Origin of the sequence: Azoarcus sp. L1K30, from assembly GCF_018122735.1 — a bacterium.
In the GTDB taxonomy this organism is placed as follows: Bacteria; Pseudomonadota; Gammaproteobacteria; order Burkholderiales; family Rhodocyclaceae; genus Parazoarcus.
In genome coordinates, this window is record NZ_JAGRRD010000001.1 from 362622 (window position 1) to 379821 (window position 17200).

Sequence of the window (17200 nt, forward strand, 5' to 3'; positions counted from 1 at the left end):
GCCGTGCAGCGGTGCCCTCAGGTGCTGGCCGCGTCGATCGGCCTGATTTCGACCCACTGCAGCCATTGTCCGCAAGCGTTGCGCGGTCCACGCAGCGAACCGTGCCATGGCCCCTCGGTGCATTTTCCACGATTGTTGGCAGGGTCGAGTTCGACGCTGTGGCCGTCTTCGCCTAGCCTGCGCATGCCTGCCCAGCGCTGGCAGGTCGGGCAGCGGCCCAACTCGGCAATATCGACGGCCACGCTCAGATTCCGAAATAGCGGCCGGGACGGTGGTTGACCGCGATGACGAAATTCACCGCCACTGCGCCCAGCACCGATAGCCCCACCAGACGGGCATCCACCGCCAGCAGCGACAATGCCATGATCACACAGTCCGCCGCCATCTGCACCCAGCCGGCCCGCCAGCCCTTGCGCTGTTGCAGGTAGATCGCCAGGACACCGACGCCCCCCAGGCTGGAGCGGTGCCGAATGAGCATCAGCAAGCCGGTGCCGGCAAGCAGCCCGCCCATGACTGCTGCAAAGACCGGGTCGACGCGGGCAATGCTGAGCAGGCTGGGCAGCCACTCGGTACACACCGAGAGCAGCAGCACGGTACAAAAGGTCTTGAGCGTGAATTCGCGCCCGAGCGCGCGCAGTGCAAACACGTAGAAGGGCAGGTTGATGGCGAAGAAGACCGGCCCGAATGGCAGCTCGAAAGCGTAGTGGATCAGGAAGGCCAGACCGGCCGTGCCGCCGGTGAGCATGCCTGCATCGCGAAAGAACGAGATCGACAGGGCAAGAAACAGGGTGCCGACGAGCAGGCCCTGTACGTCGTCGAGCAGGCCGTGACGGGCGGGCGGTTCCGCGGTGGTGTTTGAGCTGACGTTCGATGGAACCTTGGACATGACGACCTGAGCGCGGGGTTGTGCTGCGATGATAACGGTTCGGTGGCCGTCTCGTAGCGCGGGATTTCCGTCATGTTCGTCGTCGTGGCCGTTGCGCGTACAGGTCTGACGGGGCGCTCAGATCTGCTGGCCGGATTCGTCAAACTCGATCGACGTGGTTTCGTCATCGATATCCGTGATTTCCGCCTGTTTCAGCGTGCCGTTGTCGTGATAGACGTAACGATGCACGAGTTCGGTCTCGCCATAGGCCAGTTTTTCGAAGCCGACAAGGCGATCGGCCTCGTCGAAGTGGCCCTGGAAGTAGGTATTGCGGTTGTCGAGTTCGTTCGCGCCGAGTTCATTGACCAGCTTGAACGGAAGCTTGACGCCGCTGTAAGTGACGAAATAGCGTGTGGTGCGTGAAGATGTGCTCATGGCCTTTCTGCCTGTAGGGTTAATCGGGCAATGATTGCATACAGGCAGGGTCGCCACAAACAGGGGGGCGCAGGCGCGGTGCGCGAGGGCAGTGCGTCACGGCGTGACGCCTTGAACGGGAAATTGTCGAGAATCATACACAGAAGGATGCATATGCATTCTTCGAGGTAAATTTTTATCCATGAATAATCATATGGATACGGATATTTCTCGAATTTGGAAGAACTGGCACTCAATCTGCTGGAAGGAGGATAACCCCGACCAAGAGGAGCCTGCCCCATGCAACAGAGCGCATTGCCCATTACCCGCGACGCCGCGCTGCGCGTTGCCCTTGCAGCCCGGGCCATGCCCGGAATCAGCCTGGCACAACTGATCGATGTGCTGCTCAATCGCCTTGGCAGCGACCGGATTGATGTCGACGAACTACGTACGGTTACGGTCACGGACCTCAAGACCGCCTTTGCCAGCGCCGATGGGGAGGAAGACGGAGAGGATATCGGCATTGGCCTGGAGGCGATGAAGCTCGCTGTGCGCATCTTGTGGGGCGATACCGAGGGCGATCCGCTACCGCCGGTGCAGGAATACGTTGACGGCGACATGCCGGGATCGGTGCGGGTGGCATTGGCCTCCGATAGCGGCGAAGCATTGAACGGACACTTCGGTTCCTGTATTCGCTATCTGGTGTACCAGGTGTCGACGACGGAGATTCGCCTGGTGGGTATTCGCGACGCGCTAGAGGCCGATTTCGCCGAGGACAAGAATGGCTTTCGCGTGCAGTTGATTTCGGACTGCCATGTCCTCTACGTCGTCTCGATCGGCGGTCCCGCAGCGGCGAAGGTGATCAAGGGCAATATCTATCCGATCAAGCGTATCGAAGGCGGGCCTGCGGTCGAGGTCATGGCCGAATTCCAGGGCGTGATGAACGGCTCGCCTCCGCCATGGCTGGCGAAGATTCTCGGTGTCAGCGCCGAGCGGCGACTGCGCAACTACAACGCTGCGCTGGTCGAGGAGTGAGATCGTGGCCGACAAGGACTATCAGCGTATCGTTTCCGACCTGATCGCCAACGCCGTTTCCACCAGTCGTGTGGCGGGTGAAAACGGGCGTATCACGCGCCTCGTCGCCGGCAGCATCGGCCGCTTTGCAGCCGAGTTGAAGGTGGGCAATCAAGCGGCCGAAGCCGATGCCTTGCTCGCCCATGCGCTTCAGCTGCTCGACGAAAGCGAAGGGGCGGAGGTCGTGCCGGCGCTCACCGCCGCGGTCGAGGCGATGGCGACGATGCGCTGAAATGCCGGCTGTGCGTCCTGTTTCCAGTGGGGCGGGGTAAAATCCGCGCCCCGGAGCCATTTATTGCCGCCAGTGTGCGGCCACCCCATGGAAGAGCGCATCGAACGACTCGAATCGAAACTGATGTTCGCCGAGGATCTGCTCGACGAACTCAACCGTACGGTGTATCGCCAGCAGCAACAGATCGATCTGCTGCAGCAGCACCTGCGGCAACTCGCTCAGCAACTGCAGTCCGCCCAGCCGCCCGGACGCCTGAGTCCCGAAGACGAGGTGCCACCGCACTATTGAGCGGTGAAGCCGGCGCCGGGGCGCGTTGGGTGGAAGCTGATTTTCTGCGGGGCGACCTGCGCCTGCAGCCTGGCGACATGCGGTTTGAGCTCACCCATCACATGCATCTCGCAGCGCTTGCAGTCGAAGCGCAAGGTGAGTGTTTCGTTGCCGTTGATCAGCGTCATCGGGTCGGGCCGAATGCCTTTCACTTCCTTGGGGCACAGGTTGAAGCTGTAGCGCAGGCAGTGCTTGGTGATCATCACGGACACTTCGCCGTGCTCTTCGTTGGCTTCGTAGGCAGCGTCGATCAGCTTGACCCCGTGCCTGACGTAGAAGTCGCGGGCTTTTTCGTTGAGCACGTTGGCGAGATAACTCAGCGAGTCCTCCGGGAACGGCACTGGCGGCTCGACAGGGGCCGCGCGCAGCGGGCGGACGTGGGCGCGCTGACGCACGGCTTCCAGCTGCTCGACGGCGTCGCGGCGTAGCGCATTGAGTGCCGAGGCTGGCAGGAAGGGCGCGTCGGCGACATCGAGCGTGATTTCTTGTGCCGTGAAGATCGTGTTGCCAAGCTTCGCGATGTGGTCGCGGATCGTGCTCCGTGCGCGTTCGGCGTGCTGTGCGGCTTCGTGCGCTGCCTGGATGGCAGCCGTCGCGGTCACGCCGTCCTCGTCGGTCAGGGTCAGCGCGTAGCCATCGGACGTCGCGAAAAAGCGTGCGTCCACCGTGATGCGGCGATCGGCGGATTTCTTTTCCAGCGCACGCTCGAAAGCCTGATCGTGGTTGCGGAACACCGAAGTGCCCGGCACCAGGTCGGCCGGCAGGGCGTCGGCGGTAAACACGCGATCCACGCCTTCGCCGGCGGCGTCATGCTCGGCGCGGTTGATGCGCAGGCCGGTGAGCTCGCCCCTGGCGTCGTACCAGGTGAGGCCGTCGCCGTTATTGATTGGTGCCACACGCTCGATCTCGAAGAACTTGTGTGTCTTGCTGTCGATGCGGGTGACGCGGCCGATCGCTTCACCGACGAACTTGGGCGACTCGAAGGCTTCGATGCCGTGCTGGCGCTTGTTGGTGAAGTAGTCGGTGTAGCCGCGATTGAAGGTCTTCTCCGCCTGCGGCGTGAACAGGAAGGTGCTGCGTCCGCTCGAGGCCCGCTGCCAGGCCGGGCCGTCGGTATCGGGATGTTCGATGATGTCGTCGAGCAACTGCCGGTAATGGGCGGTGATGTTCTTGACGTAGGAGAGGTCCTTGTAGCGGCCCTCGATCTTGAACGAGCTCACGCCGGCCGCAGCCAGGGTGCGCAGGTTGGCGCTCTGGTTGTTGTCCTTCATCGACAGCATGTGCTGGTCGCGCGCGATGATCTTGCCGTCCTTGTCGGCGAGGTCGTAGGGCAGACGACAGGCCTGCGAGCATTCACCGCGGTTGGCGCTGCGTCCGGTGTGGGCGTGGCTGATGTAGCACTGGCCGCTGAAGGCTACGCACAGTGCGCCGTGCACGAAATATTCCAGCTGGCACGTGGTGGCGGCGGCGATCTTCTTCACTTCGTCCAGCGTCAGCTCGCGCGCGAGCACGATCTGCGAAAAACCGACATCCTGCAGGAAGCGGGCCTTGGCGGCATTGCGGATGTCCGTCTGGGTGCTGGCGTGGAGCTGGATCGGCGGCAGGTCGAGTTCGAGCAGGCCCATGTCCTGCACGATCAGGGCGTCGGCCCCGGCATCGTGGAGTTGCCACACGAGCTGGCGTGCGGGTTCGAGTTCGTCGTCGCGCAGGATCGTGTTGAGCGCCACGAACACGCGCGCGTGAAAGCGGTGAGCGTGCGCGACCAGACGTGCGATGTCCTGGACGGTGTTTTCCGCCGCTGCGCGCGCGCCGAACGACGGTCCGCCGATATAGACGGCATCTGCCCCGTGGGTGATGGCCTCGATGCCGAAATCGGCATTCTTGGCCGGGGACAGGAGTTCGAGATGATGGCGGGTGTTCATCGGTGTGGTTGAGGCAAGCGCTTGAGCGGAAAGGCGGTAATGATACCGGTTCGCGATTTCTCAGGCGCGCCTTTCTGCCTGCCCGCCGTCTGTATTCCGCGCCACCGACGGGGGGCGCAGCGACGCAAACAGGCGCAGTGCGAGCCCTGCGGCGAGCAGTCCGATGGCGTCGGCAAGCCAGTCCCAGACGTCGCCGACGCGATAGGTGGTGAATGACTGGGCGATTTCCATCGCGGCGCCATAGATCAGCAGACCGATGGCCAGCCGAAACAGACGATCCCGCCAGCCCAGGCTGCCCAGCACCATCAGCCCGGCGAACAGCACCGCATGTTCGATCTTGTCCTGCCAGCTGACGATCTGTATCAGCTCGGGGGCAGGGCGCAGGGCGAGCCAGAAGGCGCCGATCAGGGCGAGAGCGAACAGCCCTCGATAAAGGCGCGAAGAACGATGCATCGTGTCGGGAGGCAATCGGATGCCTGATGGTTGGTCAGGCCCGGATTCTATCAGGCGGGTGTGACGGACAGTCCGGCCCGGGGAAGATGGGCGCGCCACTTGCGCACGACATGAACGAGATTGAGCTGCAAAAAGACGAACTCGACGATCAGCATGATGCCGGCGACGGGTCCCAGAGGCGGCGCAAGTCCTGCCGCGAGCAGGGTCGCGAGTGCCGCCGCATGGACCCTGAGTTGCGTTCTGGCGCGCACGTCGGGGAGCAGCTTCTTGACATTGGGGGCCTTGATGCCGGCCTGGGTGAGATGAAGCCAGGCCAGGAAGGGCACGATCTTGTACAGCATGGCACTGGTTGCGCCGCCGAACCCGCCATGCAGGATCAGGATACCTGCGAGCACCGGCCAGTGGTCCGCGTCGGAGGGGTGGGGGAAGGCCAGCAGCGCGGCGCCGGCCGCGAGTGCCAGCATGGCCAGGCGGAACGCGCGAAACGAGGCGTCGGGCGTGCTGCGTCGCGAACGCGCCTGCTGCCGCAGCGTGATCACGGCAAAGCCGGTCGCGGCGCCGATCAGGCACACCGACATCGTGGCCGCCAGCGTGGTGACGTTCGCGACGAGGGCGACCGACCAGGCCGCGAGCAGGACGGTCACCGTCGGGGCCCAGTAGCGGGTGAGGCGCGCCGGATAGGCCGGCGTGATCTGGAACATCGGTACCACCACCCAGCTCGTGGCCGCCAGCAGCAGGCCTGCCCAGTCCAGCAGGGCCCAGGTAGCGTGGAGATTGACCGCGACGGCAAGCGGCAGCGGCGCGCCGCGTCCAAGCCCGAGTTCGAGGACCAGCGACAGCCCCAGCAGCAGTGCGACCGTGAGCCCGCCCAGCGCCAGTCGCAGATCGCGTGGGGTGTGGCTTGCCATGCGTGTTTTCGGCGCGCGGATCGCCGCCAACGCCGCACTGCATAGAAATCCGGTCACGCCGAGCCCGAGAAAGGTCGCGCCGCCAAGCAGCAGCGAGGGGCGGCCGAACTGGAATCCGGCCGTCAGTCCGATCGCGCCGAGATTGAGGCCGATATGCGTGAGGCGTGCAGTACGCAGCGGGGCGGTCAGCGTGATGCCTGCCACCACGGGCAGGATCTGGATCAGGGCGCCGAGCATGATCTGCAGCAGGAAGCCCACCGCCAGCAGATGCACCAGGGCGAGCGTGCCCGGTGTCCACCTCGATGCCAGCAGACCGCCATCGACAATCAGCAGCAAGCCTGCGGCAATGCCGAACAGCGGCGCGGTGAGGAAGAACCTCAGCGGCGCGCTGAAGGGGGGCGTGGCGTCGTAACCGAGGCCGGGATTGGCGCCGCTCATCGACGTTCGATCAACACCTCGACCGCGCCGTCTGCCCGGATCTGCGGTGTGTAGGCATAACCGTCGCGCTCGAGAATGCGAAACAGCGGATGAGGCATGCGATCGAGCAGGAGCAGTATCGATCCGCCCGCGCCGAGATCGGCCACGGCTTCCAGGGCCATTTCGAACGGGGCCGGAGGCTCCAGGCCGCGCGCGTCCACCAGGATGGGGGCGCTCATGCCGCCACTCCATGCGTGGCGCGCGCGTGCAGCGTGGTGTCGAGCGCGGCCGCGAGCGCATCGCGCTCGAGGGCAAGGCGATCGTCGCACATGGGGTAGAGGATGTTCTCTTCCTTCATGTTGTGCTGCTGGATCATGATCATCAAGGTTTCGGCTTCGCCGCCAAAATCATCGGCTTCACCGGCATCGATGGCGGCGGACATGGCGTCGAGGAAGGTGCGCATTTCCGCGTGCTCTGCCCGCATCACCGCGGTCGGCCCGGCACTGAATCCGGTTACCGCCTCAAAGCGGGGAAACAACTGCGTCTCTTCGGCCCTGAAATGCAGCTCGAGCGCATCGGCGAAGTTTCGCATGGCGGTTCTCGCGGCCGACCAGTCGCCCGCTGCAACATGCGTTTCGACCCGGGCGAAGAGGTGGTCGCAGGCGCGGTGATCGTCGGTCATCAGGGTGGAGAGTGTGCTCATCGGGGCTCCTTCGGCAATGGAGTCGATTTTCCGCATCGATGCCGGTACCACCTTGATGCGGGTCAAGACGCCCATGACGACCTCCGCCACAAAGCGGCCCGCTGCACGCCTAATGCAGGCAGAATGCCGCCTTTGCCTTGATTGTCGGGGTGCTGAAATGAGTGCTGCGCATGCCCCGGGCAGCTGGGGGCGGATCTTCCTGCCTTTCGCGCTGGGCTATTACCTCTCCTATCTGCTGCGTACCGTGAATGCGGTCATCTCGCCCGCCCTGAGCGGGGAGCTGGGTCTGTCGGCGGCCGACCTCGGACTGTTGACCAGTACCTATTTTCTCTCGTTCGGCCTGGCGCAGATTCCGGTCGGCATCGCGCTCGACCGCTTCGGGCCACGACGGGTGGAAGGCGGACTGATGCTGCTCACCGCACTTGGCGCCGTGGCCTTTGCCGTGGGCGATTCGCTGGCCGCACTGGGCGGTGCGCGGGCGCTGATCGGCGTCGGCGTGTCGGCCTGCCTGATGGGCGCCTTGAAGGGCTTCGCGATGTGGTACCCGGTCGAGCGTCAGAGCTCGATGACCGGATACATCATGGCCGCGGGGGCACTTGGCGCCCTGACCGCGAGCGCCCCGGTCGAGGCACTGCTGCCGTTGATGGGGTGGCGCGGCGTGTTCTGGATCATCGCCGGGCTGGCGCTGACGATTTCGGCATGGATCTTCATGTCCCTGCCCGACGAGGCCAGCCATGCCGGCGGCGAGAGCATCGGGGCCGCACTGCGCTCGGCCGCGCGCATCTTTCCGGCGCCGGCCTTTCTGCGCTTTGCCGCTTCGTCGATGTTCTTTACCGGTGGTTTCATGGCGATGCAGAGTCTGTGGGCGGTGCCGTGGATGATGCATGTGAGTGGTCTGACGCTGGCGCAGGCGGCTGCCTATCTGGTTGCGCTCAATGTCGGCATGCTCTGCGGACAATTGTCGATCGGCGTGCTTGGTGCCCGCCTGGCCCACAATGGCGTGCGTCCGCTCAACCTGCTGCAATTCGGCTATGCAGGGATGCTCGTGGTGCAATTATGCATCCTGTTCGACCTGGGGCCGCTGCTGCTGCTGTGGTTCCTGCTCGGCGTCCTGTCCTCGGTGAATGCACAGACCTACCTGGCGACGGCAGCGAATTTTCCTCGGCAGGTCTTTGCCCGCGTGTCGACGTCGATCAACCTGATGGCCTTCGCCGGCGCTTTTGCCGTGCAGTGGGGGCTGGGACTGGCGCTCGACGCGCTGCAGGGCGCGGGGCGGACGATGCCTGCCTCCCTGTCGATCGCCTTTGGCGGGCTGATCGCGGTGCAGGTGCTTGCCTATCTGCCGCTGCTGCCATGGAAGCGCGGCACCAGACCATGAGCGCAGGCGTCAGGAGGCGAGCCCTTCAGGCTGCGTGGTGGTACTTGCCGTCTGCTCCGCTTTTGGCGCAGGCAGCGCCGTGACGGCATGGTGTTCCCCGCGCCAGTGGATCAACTCGAGGCGGCCATCGAGATGCTCGACGATGGCGGTGCAACTGTCGACCCAGTCGCCGCAGTTCACGTAGGTCAGATCATCGGACTCGCGGATCGTGGCCCAGTGGATATGGCCGCAGATCACGCCATCGACGCCGCGTTCGCGTGCGCCATGCATCACCGAATCCTCGAAATCGAAGATGAAGCTGACCGCAGTCTTCACCTTTCGCTTGGCGTAGCCGGCCAGCGACCAGTAGCCGGAGATGCCCAGACGCCGACGGATGCGCGACAGCCCGCCATTGATGCGCACGAGGGCGTTGTAGGCGACATCGCCGAGCACGGCGACCCAGCGATGATGGCGCGTGACCTGATCATATTCGTCGCCGTGCAGTAACAGGAAGCGGCGTCCGTCGGCGGTTTCGTGGATCCAGTCGTTTTCGAGCTGGATGTCGCCGAAGGTGATGCCGATGTATTCGCGCAGGGCTTCGTCATGGTTGCCGGGGATGAAAATCACCCGCGTGCCTTTGCGCGCGCGTCGCAGCACCTTCTGCACCACGGTATTCTGCGTACGCGTCCAGTGGATGCTGCGGCTCATCGACCAGAAGTCGACGATGTCGCCGATCAGGAACAGGTTCTCGGACTCGTGGTAGCGCAGGAAGTCGAGCAGACGCTCTGCCTGGCAGCCGCGTGTGCCGAGGTGGATGTCCGATAGGAAGATCGAGCGAAGCTGTTTTTCCTGCATGGGCAGTCTGGGGCGAAAGGGCGCCGCCCAGCTTGGCGCAAGCGTGTGACAGGGCGATGAAAATGCGCCTGCTCAGGCGTGCTGACCCGCGGCGTAGCCGGACGACCAGGCCCACTGGAAGTTGTAGCCGCCAAGGTGACCGGTGACGTCCATGACTTCGCCCACGAAATACAGGCCCGGCACCGCGCGCGCCTCCATGGTTTTCGACGACAGCGCATGGGTATCGACGCCGCCAAGCGTCACCTCAGCTTTGGCATAGCCCTGGGTGCCAGAAGGCACGAGCTGCCAATCGGCCAGGGTGGCGGCGATCTGCCGCAAGTCGGTATGGCGGAAGGTGTTGACCGGACCTTCCCACCCTTGCAGCGCGCACAGCGCGTGGGCAAAACGCCGTGGCAGGTGGGCAGACAGCAGGTTGGCGAGCAGCCCGCGCTCGCCAGCGTGAGCCAGCAACCATGATTCCGCGTCGATGCCGGGCAACAGGTTGAGACTGACCGGTGCCCAGTCGGCCTGGTCATAGGCCTGCGCCTGCCAGTAGCTGGAGGCCTGCAGGATGGACGGGCCCGACAAGCCGCGATGGGTGATCAGCGCAGCTTCGCGAAAGGCCGGGCCGCGGCAGGAGGCCTCGACCTCGAATGAGGCGCCCGCGAGCGGCGCGAGGCGGGACAACGTTTCTGGCGGCAGCGTGAGCGGCACCAGCGCCGGGCGGGGCGGGATGACCGATATGCCGAACTGTTCCGCGATGTGGTAGCCAAACGGACTGGCGCCGATCTTGGGGATGGACAGTCCGCCGGTCGCGATCACCAGGCTGTGGGCGTAGAATTGGCCCAAGCTGGTGGCAATGCTGAAGCGATCATGTTCGCCGTCCGTGGCTTCGATCGAGTGCACGGTTGCCGGCATGCCCCACCGCACGGCGCCTTCCTCACATTCGGCGCGCAGCATGTCGATGATCTGTTGCGCGGAATCGTCACAAAACAGTTGTCCCCAGTCACGCTCGTGATAAGAAATCCCATGGCGTTCGACAAGGTCTATAAAATCGCGCGCCGTGTAGCGTGAAAGCGCGGAACGGACGAAATGCGGGTTGCGGCACAGGAAGTGTTCGGCGGTAACGCGGCGATTGGTGAAGTTGCAGCGGCCGCCGCCGGAGATGCGGATCTTTTCGGCAAGTTTGGTGGCGTGGTCGAGCAGCAGCACGCGGCGTCCGCGCTGTCCGGCGGTGGCTGCGCACATCATGCCTGCCGCACCGGCGCCGATGACTACGAGGTCGAAGCGTTGCTCTGCCACAATGGTGCCCGTTGCATTGAAAGCGGCGCAGAATACGCCCGGCGGCGACCCGCGGCAAACCTGAAGGCTTCTGGCTGGGAATTTTCCGGCCAGAAGTGTGTTGATTGAATTGAGAGCGGTTTTCCAGCAAGTGGAGCATGTGAATGTCTGATTCAACCCCCGGCCCGATTCCGCAACCCCGTCTGCAGCGCCTGCTTCGGCCGGCGAAGTGGGGGGTGGGTGTCCTGCTGGCCGTGGCCGCGATCGGATTCGGCGTGGTGCCGCCGGTGGCGCGGCATTATGCGATCAAGATCGGGGGAGAGATGCTGGGGCGTGAGGTCGCGATCGACGGCGTCATGTTCAACCCCTTCACGCTTGCCACCGAGGTGCGCGGTGTCAGGGTGATGTCCGCCGACGGCCAGCAGCCCGATCTGTCGGTAGCGCGCGTGGATGCCAATTTCGAGCTCGAATCCATCATACGCGGCGGACCGGTGCTGCATTCGTTCGCGGTCGACGGTCTGCAGCTTGCGGTGGTAAGGCTGCCCGAGGGTCGGCACAACTGGTCGGACGTCCTCGAACGTCTTGACGAGCAGCCCGAGCGCGAAGGCGAAATGCATTTTTCGGTGGGCAACATTCAGGTCAGCAACAGCCGGGTTACCGTCGACGACAAGGTCACCGGTCTGCGCAACGAACTTACTGACATCCAGGTCGGCGTGCCTTTCGTCTCAAATCTTCCGGTCAAGGTGGACGTGTTCGTCGAACCTGCGCTGTCGGCCATGCTCAATGGACAGCCGCTCGGCATCAGTGGCCGCAGCAAGCCTTTCAGCGATGAACGCGAGACGGTTGTAGACCTGACGCTGAAGCACTTCGAACTGTCGCCGTGGATGGCCTATCTCCCGTTCGAACCCGCATTCAAGCTGCCTTCGGGCGTGCTCGGTGCCGATCTGCAGCTGAGCTTTCGGCAGCCGGTGGATGCTTCGCCGGTCGTGGCGTTGAGTGGTCAGGTGCAGATTGATCAACTGCTCATCCAGGACAAGGCGGGGCAGCCGGCCTTGAGCGCTGCCGAGTTCGGTATCGAGCTGGCGGATGTGCAGCCGCTGGTGAATCGCTACCAGTTCAGCAAGTTGCGCCTGATGCAGCCCGAAGTCGATCTGGTACGTCTGGCCGATGGCGGCATCAATCTCATGCAGATGCTTCCTCAGCCGTCGAAGAAGGTGCAGGCAAAGAAGGCGGCTGGCACGGCCAAGGTGGCGAAGAAGGTGGCAGACACACCTGCCGGGACGCCGCCCGCGACGGCCGCTGCGCAGCCTGGACAGATAGACTTTCTGCTCGCTTCGGCGCGCATTCGCGATGGCGTGCTCCGTTTCGAGGATCGCACCGTTGCGGGGCCATTCAAGACCCGCATCGACGCGATCAATCTCGATCTGCGCGATCTGTCTACTACCGGTGACATGCCCGCGGAAATCCGGCTCGACTACGTCAGCGAGGCCGGCGAGAAGCTCGTGCATCAGGACAGTCTGCGGCTGGTGCCCTTCGAACTCGACGGCAGCGTGACGGTAGAGCAGCTGCTGCCGGCGCGCTACGCGCCATACCTAGCTGCGGTGCTGCCCAATGGCGAGGTGCGGGGCGGCCGCATCGATGGCGCGTTGCGCTACAAGGTGGCATTGAAGGGCGACGAGCCGCAGGTTGAGCTCAATGCCGAGGCGCTGACGCTGAAGGATTTCGTGTTCGGCCTCAAGGGCGAAAAGGGGGCCGCGGTGAAGGTGCCCGAGCTCAATATCCGCAATGCGCAAGTGCAGTCAGGCGCGCGCAAGGTGAGCATCGGCGAGCTCGAGCTCAAGCGCGCGGCAGTGTCGACCATCCGTCAGCGTAATGGCGATTTCGATCTGATGGCGCTGGGTGCAAAGGCCGGAGGATCATCGTCGGCCAAGCCCCAGGGCGACAAGCCCTGGATTGTTACCGTGGGCAAGCTCGGTCTCGATGGCGCCTCCGTCCGTGTGGAGGATCGCAGTGCCGGCAAGCCGGTCGTGCTGCAGGCCGATGGCATCATGCTCAAGGTGGAGGATTTCTCGTCCGCGAAAGGTACGACGCTCAAACTCGACCTGAAAAGCCGTATCAACGAGCGCGGCAAGATCGGTGCCGCGGGTAGCCTGTCTCTGGATCCGCTCAAGACCGCACTCGCGCTTGAAGTAGATGATGTCGACCTGCTGCCGCTGCAGCCCTATGTGCTCGAAGAGACCAAGATCGCCATCTCGCGAGGCAGCCTGAGCACGAAGGGAAAGCTGGTGCTGGCCTCGGCCCGTGACGGAGGCCTCGAGGGACGCTTCAGTGGCGATCTCGGGGTGGCCGACTTCTCCTCGGTCGATCGCCTGAATTCGACCGATTTCGTGCGATGGCGCGCGCTCAATCTGAATGACGTCGACCTGCACCTGTCGCCCTTCGCGCTGAGCATTCGCGATGTCGCGCTGAGCGACTTCTACACCCGGCTGATCCTGAGTGCGCAGGGCAAGCTGAATCTGCGCGAACTGCAGCCCGAAGCCGAGGCGGCTGCATCCGAGCGGGCGAAGGCGGAAGCCGCGCTTGCAGATGGCCAGGCGCAGCGAGCGGCAGCGCCGATCAAGATCGGCCGGATCAGCGTCAAGGGGGGTAACATCGCTTTCAGCGACCGCTTCGTGCGTCCCAACTACGACGCGAACCTCACCGGGATGAGTGGGGAGCTGAGCGGACTGTCCTCCGATCCGAAGACGATCGCGAAACTCAAGTTGCAAGGCAAGGTCGACAAGTCTGCCCCGGTATCGATCAGTGGCGAACTGAACCCCTTTCGCCAGGACCAGTATCTGAACATCGGTGCGTCGGTCAAGGATTTCGAACTGACGGGCCTGTCCGGGTATTCGGGCAAGTACGTCGGCTATGGTATCGAGCGCGGCAAGCTGTCGGCGCAGGTGAACTACAGGATCGAGGCGCGCAAGCTGTCGGCGACGAACAATATCTTTCTCGATCAGCTGACGTTTGGCGAGGCCGTTGACAGTCCGGATGCGGTCAAGCTGCCGATACAGCTTGCGGTGTCGCTGCTCAAGAACAGTCGCGGCGAGATCAACCTCGATCTGCCGGTGAGCGGCACCATGGACGACCCCGACTTCAGCGTTGGTGGCTTGGTGGTGCGTGCGCTGTTCAATCTCATCGGCAAGGCCATCACCTCGCCCTTCGCGCTGCTGGGGTCGGTCGTCAGCGGGGGCGAGAACCTGTCCCGGATCGAGTTCGATCCCGGTGTGGCGCAGCCCGGCCCGGCGCAGATCGAGAAGCTGACCACTTTGGCGAAGGCGATGGTCGAACGTGAGGGCTTGCGCCTGGATATCGTTGGCCAGGCCGATGCGGCGACGGACGTGGAGGGGATTCGCCACGAGAAGCTGCTCGACAAATTGCGCGCGGTCAAACTCAAGGCCATGCTCAAGCGTGGCGAGTCGCCGCCACCGCTGGCGGAGATCGGGATTGCCGAGGACGAATACCCGGTGCTGTTGAAAGCCTTGTACGACGAGACCGACATCGAGAAGCCGCGCAACTTTTTCGGTATTGCCAAGACCTTGCCGGTCGCAGAGATGGAAGCGCTGTTGCTGCCCACGATCAAGGTCGATGACGAGGATGTCCAGGCCCTGGCCCAGCAGCGTGCGCAGGTAGTGCGTGAGTGGCTGGTGACGAATGGACAGGTTCCGGCCGAACGCGTCTTCATGGTCAAGCCCAAGGCCGACAAGGTGGCGTCGGGACGACTGGTGCTGTTTTCCCTGCGGTAAGTGCGGAGGCTGCGATGAAACTGGACGATGCGGAGCGGGCGATGGCGTTGGCCGGATTGCCGGCGTGGACGATGGTGGACGGGCGGGATGCGATCGAGCGCGAGTTCAGGTTCGCCGATTTCAATGCGGCCTTCGGCTTCATGAGCAGGGTCGCGCTGCAGGCCGAGAAGCTGGACCACCATCCGGAATGGTTCAACGTCTATAACCGTGTGAAGGTCGTGCTCAGTACGCATGATGTCGGTGGCCTGAGCCGGAAGGATGTGGCGCTGGCTACCTTCATGGATGGCGTCGCCTCAGGGCAGCGCTGAGGGCGGAGGCCTTGGTCCGGCGGCGGGCCGGGCCTGGCGATTCAGCCGAAATAGCCTTGCAGATACCAGTCGCGGGGCGAATCGAGCTTGCGGTATACCCACCACAGTGCGCCGTTGGCGTGACGTGCCAGATAGTAGTCGCGACGCACGTCGTGACCATCCCACCAGCCTTGTTCGATGCGTTCAGGACCGCGCAGCAGCTTGATCTGGCGCGGATCGTCGATGCGTTGGGGCGCATCGAGCAGCCATAGCGGCCGCTGGGTATCGACCCGAGCCCTTGCCGATACCCGTGCGGCCTTGTTCGCGGTATTCGGCGCGCTGCCGTGCCAGGCCCGTTCCGGGCGCCAGTCCGGCTTCGGCGCGATCTGTCTCACGCCATCATCCCCCAGTCTCGCCCGCAGCCGCTCGAGTAGCAGCAAGGCATTCTCGCGTGCGGTCGCCGCGTCGCCGAAGAGGTCATCCGATCTTGCCGCGAGCGCGCGCGGGGCGTTGGCGATCAGCTCGAGGCCATCGACCGGCGCGGGCAGTTTCAGTGCGGCAAGGCGTTCGCGCGCGAGCAGATTGAATCGGGCCTCGTCGCGGCTGGGGGTGCCGGTGAGAATGTCGAGGGTCGAGGCCGGACGGCGTTCATGCAGCAGTAGGAGCTGGCAGTGGTCAATGCCGGCATGGCGGGCGGCAAGCCAGCTCGCCAGCCCGGCAAACAGGCGACGGGCGGCGAACAGCAGCGGTTCGGTGCTGGTGGTCGCGAGCGCAAGGCTGATGTGGCTGCTGTAGCTGGGCGGCGGGAGGTAGGCTTCACGCAGGTCGTGTTCTTCGCCATAGGCGCGGGCGAGGGCGTCGATGACGGCTGTGGCCTGACGACGGGCGAGTCCGGCGGCGGGCAGGGCACGGACCTCACCCAGTGTGCGCAGGCCGAGGCCGCTCAACAAGTCGAGCTGGGTCTGGCCGATGTTCCCGCGGTCGGCCAGGGCGCTCAGCGGCAAGGCATCGAGGCGCTGCTGCCAGGCGGCGGGCGGCTTGGTACAGGCCGCGGCGGGATTGCGCCCCGCTTCGCGCGCAAACCAGCGTGCGGCCAATGGCGTGGGGGCATCGGCGATGGCGGGGGTGAGACCTTGGCGTTGCAGGCCTTCGAGCAGTGCGTGCCTGAGCGCATCGAGACCGCCGAACAGGCGCAGGCAGGAGGCGACTTCCAGCACGATGCCGTCGGGCGGGTCGAGACAGACGCGGGCGCTGAAGGCGCCTGCCCAGGCCGCCACATCCTGCAGCAGGGCGGCTTCCTTGTCGGGTGTGCGTGGCACCAGATTGAGTTCGGGCACCATGGCCAACGCGCTGGTCACGCTTTGTCCGGCCTGTATGCCACGGGCGGCGGCGGCGGGGGCGACGGCGATGACGTGGGGGCGTATATAGATTGTTTTTCTGAGAGGAGCCGTACACGACAGAGAACCCACGTAGCGTCTCCGTCGGAAGCGTCAGAAGGGAATAAGAGACAGACGTGGGGGCGGGGGCGGCTTTCGGTGATGGCGATCAGTTCCGGCGCGGCCTGCCCACGCAGGTGAAGCTGCAAGGGTAATCCGGGAAAAACCAGTGCCAGCCACAGCATGATGCGCAGCCCGTCCGCTCAGAGACTGTCGTCGTGCAGTGACAGCAGCACTGGCGCGTGTGCCAGCGGCCCCCGGCGCTTGAGCAGATCGATGCGCAGGGCGCCGTGCTGGGGCGACAGGGCCAGCCGTAGCGGAGCCGGCGAGGGCTGGCGTGCGCTGGCGCATGGGCGGAACAGGAAGAGTGGTGTCGCGCCGGATTCCGCCGCCAGCTGCAAGCGCCGCAGCCCCGCCACGTCGACATGCGGCAGCCACGCCAGCACCATGCTGCACGTGGCCGAACCCAGTGCCTGACGCGTGGCCCACAGTGCCTCGTCGGGGGTGGGCGGATTGATCAGCAGCAGGCTTTCCAGATCGACACCTGCGGCCTGCAGGGCTGGCGCATAGGGGTGTTGTGGTGGGCCGATCCAGACCTGCCAGCGTCCTGCCTCGGCACGCCGCAGCAAGGGTAGCAGCAGCGACAGCTCACCCACTCCGGGCTGGTCGACCAGCAGTTCGGTGATGGCCGCACCGGGCCAGCCGCCACCGGGCAACTGCGCATCGAGCGCAGCATGGCCGGTTGGCAGGATGGGGCCGCCCTGGCCCGCCAGCTGCCGTCCATGCCAGACCAGTCCGGCAGGCAGGGTGGCAAGGGCGGATGCGGCGCTCATGATGGCGGATGGAGTGTGGCGGATGGAGTGGCGGGCCGGAGGCGGGCAAGGGCGGACAGCTCGGCTGTG

Annotated in this window: 18 protein-coding genes; 6 read left to right on the forward strand and 12 right to left on the reverse strand. The window is 64.6% G+C overall.

Annotated elements, in window-relative coordinates:
- Positions 1 to 17 precede the first annotated feature (17 nt).
- The 3 genes from J5J83_RS01660 to J5J83_RS01670 form a co-directional block, all read right to left on the reverse strand.
- The gene (locus J5J83_RS01660; RefSeq protein WP_212353634.1) at positions 18 to 242 is read right to left on the reverse strand and encodes a hypothetical protein; all 225 of its coding nucleotides are present in this window, start codon (positions 240 to 242) and stop codon (positions 18 to 20) included.
- 2 nt (positions 243 to 244) lie between these two features.
- Positions 245 to 886, reverse strand: a complete 642-nt coding sequence (locus tag J5J83_RS01665; RefSeq protein ID WP_212344490.1) for a YitT family protein — start codon at positions 884 to 886, stop codon at positions 245 to 247.
- Positions 887 to 1003: 117 nt separating this feature from the next.
- Positions 1004 to 1300, reverse strand: coding sequence for a DUF6156 family protein (locus J5J83_RS01670; RefSeq protein ID WP_212344497.1), 297 nt, complete (start codon positions 1298 to 1300; stop codon positions 1004 to 1006).
- Between the two features lie 279 nt (positions 1301 to 1579).
- Here J5J83_RS01670 and J5J83_RS01675 point away from each other — a divergent pair, with 279 nt between their 5' ends.
- From J5J83_RS01675 to J5J83_RS01685, 3 genes are all read left to right on the forward strand, one after another.
- On the forward strand, positions 1580 to 2314 hold the full coding sequence (locus J5J83_RS01675) for a dinitrogenase iron-molybdenum cofactor biosynthesis protein (protein ID WP_212344500.1): 735 nt from the start codon (positions 1580 to 1582) through the stop codon (positions 2312 to 2314).
- A gap of 4 nt (positions 2315 to 2318) precedes the next feature.
- Complete coding sequence (locus J5J83_RS01680) at positions 2319 to 2585, forward strand: hypothetical protein (RefSeq protein WP_212344503.1); 267 nt, start codon at positions 2319 to 2321, stop codon at positions 2583 to 2585.
- An 87-nt stretch (positions 2586 to 2672) separates the two neighbouring features.
- Positions 2673 to 2873, forward strand: a complete 201-nt coding sequence (locus J5J83_RS01685) for a SlyX family protein (protein WP_212344506.1) — start codon at positions 2673 to 2675, stop codon at positions 2871 to 2873.
- Here J5J83_RS01685 and J5J83_RS01690 read toward each other — a convergent pair.
- Genes J5J83_RS01690 through J5J83_RS01710 form a run of 5 tightly spaced genes read right to left on the reverse strand, consistent with a single transcriptional unit; the run spans position 2867 to position 7390 of the window.
- The gene (locus tag J5J83_RS01690; protein WP_212344509.1) at positions 2867 to 4834 is read right to left on the reverse strand and encodes a U32 family peptidase; all 1968 of its coding nucleotides are present in this window, start codon (positions 4832 to 4834) and stop codon (positions 2867 to 2869) included. The two genes, J5J83_RS01685 and J5J83_RS01690, sit on opposite strands and share 7 nt — an antisense overlap.
- A 60-nt stretch (positions 4835 to 4894) precedes the next feature.
- Complete coding sequence (locus J5J83_RS01695; protein WP_212344512.1) at positions 4895 to 5287, reverse strand: VanZ family protein; 393 nt, start codon at positions 5285 to 5287, stop codon at positions 4895 to 4897.
- A gap of 50 nt (positions 5288 to 5337) precedes the next feature.
- Positions 5338 to 6633, reverse strand: coding sequence for a hypothetical protein (locus J5J83_RS01700; protein ID WP_212344514.1), 1296 nt, complete (start codon positions 6631 to 6633; stop codon positions 5338 to 5340).
- On the reverse strand, positions 6630 to 6851 hold the full coding sequence (locus tag J5J83_RS01705; protein WP_212344516.1) for a DUF2249 domain-containing protein: 222 nt from the start codon (positions 6849 to 6851) through the stop codon (positions 6630 to 6632). The genes J5J83_RS01700 and J5J83_RS01705 overlap by 4 nt, the downstream gene beginning before the upstream one ends.
- On the reverse strand, positions 6848 to 7390 hold the full coding sequence (locus J5J83_RS01710; protein ID WP_349251851.1) for a hemerythrin domain-containing protein: 543 nt from the start codon (positions 7388 to 7390) through the stop codon (positions 6848 to 6850). Before J5J83_RS01710 ends, J5J83_RS01705 begins: the two co-directional genes overlap by 4 nt.
- Positions 7391 to 7472: 82 nt before the next feature.
- Between J5J83_RS01710 and J5J83_RS01715 the strand changes: the two genes are divergently transcribed.
- Positions 7473 to 8693 (forward strand): MFS transporter, encoded by a 1221-nt coding sequence (locus J5J83_RS01715; protein WP_212344519.1) that lies wholly within the window; start codon positions 7473 to 7475, stop codon positions 8691 to 8693.
- A 9-nt stretch (positions 8694 to 8702) separates the two neighbouring features.
- Here J5J83_RS01715 and J5J83_RS01720 read toward each other — a convergent pair whose 3' ends face one another.
- Positions 8703 to 9527, reverse strand: coding sequence for a UDP-2,3-diacylglucosamine diphosphatase (locus J5J83_RS01720; RefSeq protein WP_212344521.1), 825 nt, complete (start codon positions 9525 to 9527; stop codon positions 8703 to 8705).
- A gap of 72 nt (positions 9528 to 9599) precedes the next feature.
- On the reverse strand, positions 9600 to 10808 hold the full coding sequence (locus tag J5J83_RS01725) for an NAD(P)/FAD-dependent oxidoreductase (RefSeq protein ID WP_212344523.1): 1209 nt from the start codon (positions 10806 to 10808) through the stop codon (positions 9600 to 9602).
- A gap of 143 nt (positions 10809 to 10951) precedes the next feature.
- Here J5J83_RS01725 and J5J83_RS01730 point away from each other — a divergent pair, with 143 nt between their 5' ends.
- Positions 10952 to 14575: a DUF748 domain-containing protein gene (locus J5J83_RS01730; protein ID WP_212344525.1), complete on the forward strand. Its 3624-nt coding sequence runs from the start codon at positions 10952 to 10954 to the stop codon at positions 14573 to 14575.
- A 14-nt stretch (positions 14576 to 14589) separates the two neighbouring features.
- Positions 14590 to 14883, forward strand: coding sequence for a 4a-hydroxytetrahydrobiopterin dehydratase (locus tag J5J83_RS01735; RefSeq protein WP_212344526.1), 294 nt, complete (start codon positions 14590 to 14592; stop codon positions 14881 to 14883).
- 41 nt (positions 14884 to 14924) lie between these two features.
- Here the strand turns inward: J5J83_RS01735 and J5J83_RS01740 are convergent, their stop codons facing one another.
- Both J5J83_RS01740 and imuA read right to left on the reverse strand, forming a co-directional pair.
- Positions 14925 to 16331: a DNA polymerase Y family protein gene (locus J5J83_RS01740; RefSeq protein ID WP_349251852.1), complete on the reverse strand. Its 1407-nt coding sequence runs from the start codon at positions 16329 to 16331 to the stop codon at positions 14925 to 14927.
- A gap of 170 nt (positions 16332 to 16501) precedes the next feature.
- On the reverse strand, positions 16502 to 17131 hold the full coding sequence (imuA, locus tag J5J83_RS01745) for a translesion DNA synthesis-associated protein ImuA (RefSeq protein ID WP_212344527.1): 630 nt from the start codon (positions 17129 to 17131) through the stop codon (positions 16502 to 16504).
- Positions 17132 to 17200: the final 69 nt, after the last annotated feature.